The sequence below is a fragment of the uncultured Caballeronia sp. genome (genome assembly GCF_964243625.1).
In the GTDB taxonomy this organism is placed as follows: domain Bacteria; phylum Pseudomonadota; class Gammaproteobacteria; order Burkholderiales; family Burkholderiaceae; genus Caballeronia.
On record NZ_CAXTGZ010000463.1, the window covers coordinates 1 to 4,926 of the forward strand.

At 63.2% G+C, this 4,926-nt stretch carries 5 protein-coding genes; 2 read left to right on the forward strand and 3 right to left on the reverse strand.

The window, feature by feature from the left end; all coding sequences use genetic code 11:
* A partial coding sequence (gene acpA / locus ACFFAR_RS24725) for an acid phosphatase (RefSeq protein WP_174365619.1) occupies positions 1-1,081 on the forward strand: 1,081 nt, incomplete at its 5' end.
* Positions 1,082-1,106: 25 nt separating this feature from the next.
* On the opposite strand, the gene ACFFAR_RS24730 is transcribed toward acpA, so the two are convergent.
* From ACFFAR_RS24730 to ACFFAR_RS24740, 3 genes are all read right to left on the reverse strand, one after another.
* On the reverse strand, positions 1,107-2,561 hold the full coding sequence (locus ACFFAR_RS24730) for an HdeD family acid-resistance protein (RefSeq protein ID WP_375508628.1): 1,455 nt from the start codon (positions 2,559-2,561) through the stop codon (positions 1,107-1,109).
* Between the two features lie 83 nt (positions 2,562-2,644).
* Entirely contained in the window at positions 2,645-3,028 is a 384-nt protein-coding gene (locus tag ACFFAR_RS24735) for a RidA family protein (RefSeq protein WP_062172377.1), read from the reverse strand.
* Between the two features lie 51 nt (positions 3,029-3,079).
* Positions 3,080-3,964 (reverse strand): LysR family transcriptional regulator, encoded by an 885-nt coding sequence (locus tag ACFFAR_RS24740; RefSeq protein ID WP_062172376.1) that lies wholly within the window; start codon positions 3,962-3,964, stop codon positions 3,080-3,082.
* A gap of 114 nt (positions 3,965-4,078) precedes the next feature.
* Here ACFFAR_RS24740 and ACFFAR_RS24745 point away from each other — a divergent pair.
* On the forward strand, positions 4,079-4,926 hold an 848-nt coding region (locus ACFFAR_RS24745), incomplete at its 3' end, for an NAD-dependent epimerase/dehydratase family protein (RefSeq protein WP_174365580.1).

Consider the following 4,926-nt stretch of genomic DNA (forward strand, 5'->3'; position numbering starts at 1 on the left):
TTACCGCAACTCGGCGGAGTCGCTGAAACTCTGGAGCATCGCGCAGCAGAACGTGCTCTGCGACAACTTCTTCATGGCGGCTTTCGGCGGCTCCTGGCTCAATCACATCTTCCTGATTTCGGGTCAGGCGCCGCGATATCCCGATGCGCACAACGGGCCGGCGAAAAAGCTGCTGTCCGTGCTCGACGGTGACGATCCGCTAGGTACGCGGCTCAAACTCGCGCCCGACTCGCCGGCCTCGGCGCTCGACGGACCACCCTCGTATGTGAACGACGGCGCGCTCACGGCCGACGGCTACGCGGTCAACACCATGGCGCCGCCCTATCAGCCGAGCAACGTCAGGCCCGCGGAAGGCGGCGATCCGACGCTCGCCGATCCCTCGAATCACAAAGTGTTGCCGCCGCAGACCTACGCGACGATCGGCGACCGCTTGTCGGACAAAGGGGTGGACTGGGCGTGGTATGGCGGCGCGTGGGAGTTCGCGCTCACGCATCGCGACACCGGCATGCTTCCCGACTTCCAGTATCACCACCAGCCATTCAACTATTTCAGCAGCTTCGCACCGGGCACGCTTGCACGCACCCAGCACTTGCGCGACGCCGGCGTGGGCGAGGATGCTTCAACGAACAAGTTCATCGCGGATATCGATGCAGGCCGGCTGCCGCCCGTGGCGTTCTACAAGCCGCAGGGCAACCTGAACATGCATGCGGGTTATGCCGACGTGGAATCGGGCGACCGGCATCTGTCGAATATCGTGGAGCGGATTCAGCGCGGGCCGCAGTGGGACAACACAGTCGTCATCATCACGCACGATGAAAACGGCGGCTGGTGGGATCATGTGGCGCCGCCGAAGGGCGACCGGTGGGGCCCCGGATCGCGCATTCCGGCGCTCGTGATCGCGCCGTTTGCAAGGAAAGGTCTGGTCGACCATACGGTCTACGACACGAATTCGATCTTGCGCTTCATCACCCGCGTGCATGGCCTGGTGCCGCTTGAGGGAGTGGTCGCGAGGGACCGGGCGTTTGTGGCAAGTGGTGAAGCGCCGCTGGGTGATCTGACTGCGGCGCTCGATCTGGCTTGATGCGGCTTAAGCCCCGGACAAGCCACTACGAAGCCCGCGTGCCGTCCATGCGCCCTGCCCGGGCGTCCGCGGCGTCGGATGTTTCTTGTCGCCACTGACGCCGTGAGCGCAGCATCTTGCGCACGGCGAGGCGTGTCATCTTGAGATAGCTGAACGGGCGCGGATCGGCGAGCATGCTCAACGCCCGCGCGTAATCGAGCGTGAGGCCGGGCGTCCACGCCATTGTCGCGGCGCGCTTGCGGATCTGCGCCGCGACCCAGAGTTCGGGCGTGACCAGCAGGCGCAGGAACGAACGCCAGCCGGTGTCGCGGCCATGAAAGGTTCCTACCGTCCCTTCCAGTGCGGCCTCCAGGGCATTGGAGACGGTACTGGAACAATTGCGGTAAGTGAGGTTGTAAGTCGGGTCCTCCCGATATTTCTCCCAGAACGCGTTCAGCCGCTCCGGTCGATAGTTCCGGATACGCACGCGTGTCGTGGATTCGCACCAAGCCGTCGACTCCGTCGGGTAGTCCGGCTGGAACACGCCAGGCACGTTGTTCTCGCGCGTTGCACGGAGGATGCGGCCAAACTCGTCGGGCGAGCGATCGATCTCGACCCCCGGATACAGGCTGATATAAATGCCTTCCGGCGATTCCAGCGCCGCGTGGCCGGTGGAAATGACGCCGTTGGCATCGACGGCGGCAATGTAGCGGTCCACGATCAGCCGCCGGTTTGCCTGCGCCCGTGCAGAGCCGACCGGCGTCCAGACGTGCACGGTAAGGGCTTTTTCATCGACGGCGGGCGGCCCGTCCCATTCGAACGGGGCATCGGCTTCGGTGGCACTCGCACTCGCCACGGCTTTCGCGGCTGCCGATTTGTCGGCCATGGCAGGATCGGTAATGACGTCATCGGACAGGGCCAGCGTCTTTTTGGTTTCGGGAGGCAGGCTTTCCATGCGACGCACGCGAAACGCGATCAGCAGCATGTTCCAGCCGCCGAACGCAAGTCCAAGCCCGATCGCATAAGGTGCCGTGCCCACGTAATGCGTCGGATACGGCTGGAAAAAGAAGACAGCAAGCAGGATTTCGATGATCGCCAGCGCCAGCACCATCCTCCATCGGCTGTAACGGACAACGACTGCCGAGACGGATTGCAGCAGGCCATCGGCGAGAAACAAGGTGCCGAAGATCATCGACAACACGAAGTTGCCGTGATGATGACCCGCCATGATCAGCAGCGCCGCCAGCACGAAAGCCGCACCCTTCACGTAACGCAGTGTTCGCTGGCCGCCAACGCCCGTACCCGCCGCGGCAAGCGTTGCGATGCCCTCGATCAGCAACAGCCACGCGAAAAAGTGAATGGGAAAGTAGAGGACGCCATCGAGGGCATCGATGAAAACGAGCACGCCGATCACGAGCCAGATGCCGCCGGCCACTGCCAGCGTGATCCATCGGCGGCGCAAGTAGTCGACGCCCAGCAGCAGCAACACGAGTTGGATCATGACGTCACCCTCGATGGACCCGCGTGATTGATACAACCCGGCCATGATAAAAGCGATACCGCGCGGCGCCAACTCACTGCCGGCTATTCAACCCAGGCGCGCGCCGCGATCTCGATCAGATATCCATAATGCAGCGCGCCGACCGGCACCACTGCCCGAGCCGGTTTCCACTCGCCGAAGTGGCTCGCGTAGATCTCGTTGAACGCCTTCCAGTGATCCACGCCGACCAGATAGACAGTCACCTCGATCACATCCTGCAGACCCGCGCCGGCCGCGGCCAGCACCGTGCTGACGTTTTCGAGCGTTTGCCGCGCCTGCTCTTCGAACGGCAAGTCGCCGGTATGCGTGCCGTCGGGGCGCATCGGCAACTGGCCGGAAACGCAGATGAGATTGCCGGCGCGCGTGGCATGGCTGTAATGGCCGGCGGGAACCGGAAGGCCCGGTGCGTTGATTCGTTCGATAGGCATGAATAGACTCAAATATCAAGAAAGGTCAGACGGCAGCATACGACCACCTGCTCACAGCACCAACCGTCCCGCAAGAAAATCGAGGAAGGCCTTGGCGCGTCCGGCCATCGACGCGCTCTGGTAAAACACCGCGCTGACCGGTTGCCTGACGTCGAGCCACGCGCTGTCCATGACGGTCCGAAGGCGCCCGCCCGCGACATCGGCGTGGGTCATGTAGGACGCGAGACATACGATACCGCCGTCGGCGAGAGCAAGCTGGCGCATGGTTTCCCCGCTCGATGCCGCAATGTCCGGCACGATCCTGAAGCGGACGTCGTCACTGAGCAAAGGCCAGTCGTTCAGGCTCTCGGGCGCGGTAAATCCGATCAGCCGATGTCCCTTCAACTCCGCCACCGTTCGCGGCTCGCCGTGCTCGGCAAGATATCCAGGACTCGCGAGTATCCGCAACCGGCTGCTGCCGAGCGAGCGCGCGTGCAGCGTGGAATCCTGCAGCGCGCCGATCCGGATCGCAATATCCACGCGTTGCTCCATCAAGTCGACAAACCGCTCGTTGCTGCTCAATTCCAGGACGATTTCGGGATAAGCCGCAGCGAACGCCTGCACGTGCGGGACGATGCAATGGAGCATGAACGGCGACGCCGCGTCCACCCGCAAGCGCCCCGCCGGCCGTTCGCGCTGCCGGGCGATGGATTCCTCGGCGTCTTCCATTGCGGCGAGGATGGCCCGGGCGCGCACAAGGAAGAGTTCGCCTTCGTCGGTAAGCTGGAGCCGGCGCGTGGTGCGGCGAATCAGCGTGGAATCGAGCTTGGTTTCGAGCCGCGTGAGCGCGCGGCTGACACCCGAAACCGTTTGCTGCAAAGCTTCCGCGGCGGCCGTGATCGAACCGGCGTCGATCACGGTCACGAAAGCGAGCAATTCTTCGGTGGTGGTTTTCATCGTGCGATTGTTGATGCATAGTCAAGATTGATTTGAGACTAACACCGTTTTTGCGAAAGTAGAACCGAGCGATACTAGGTCCATTGATTCAGGAATCATCAAAGGAGAATGGACATGAAGGTATTTGTGACGGGCGCAAGCGGGTTTATCGGCGGAACGATCGCAGCGCACCTCGCGCGCAACGGACATCAGGTTCGCGGGCTGATCCGCCGCGCCGACCAGGCGGCCGAACTGAAGCAACTGGGCGTGGAGCCGGTGATCGGCACGCTCGATGACCGCGATCTGCTGATTGCCGAAGCCAGGGCCGCCGATGGCGTCATCAACGCCGCGAACAGCGACCATCGCGGCGCGGTGGAAGCGTTGATCGAAGGGCTGGCGGGATCGGACAAGCCGTTGCTGCATACGAGCGGATCGAGCATCGTCGGCGACGCTTCCGGCGGCGAAGGCTCGGATGCGATCTACCACGAGGACACGCTGCTGGAACCGACCGCCGATAAAGCGGCGCGCGTAGCCATCGATAACCTCGTGCTCGACGCAGCCACCCGTGGCGTGCGCGCCTCGGTGCTGTGCAACACGCTGATCTACGGTCACGGCGCCATGAAAACCGCGAAAAGCGTCCAGTTGCCGCGCCTGCTTTCCCAGGCGGAGAAAAGCGGCATCGTCCGGCATGTCGGGCCGGGACGCAATATCTGGTCGAATGTGCATATCGACGATGTCGCCGATCTCTATGCTCGCGCGCTGGAAAAGAGCCCGGCGGGCACGTTCTATTTCGTGGAAAGCGGCGAAGCGGCGTTCCACGAAATGACCAGGGCGATGGCCAAGGCGCTGAGTCTGGGCGAACCGCAAGACTGGCCGCTCGAGGAGGCGAAGAAGGAATGGGGCTACGAGATGGCGTCGTACGGGCTGGGATCGAACAGCCGGGTTCGTGGCAAGCACGCGCGTGAATTGCTCGGATGGACGCC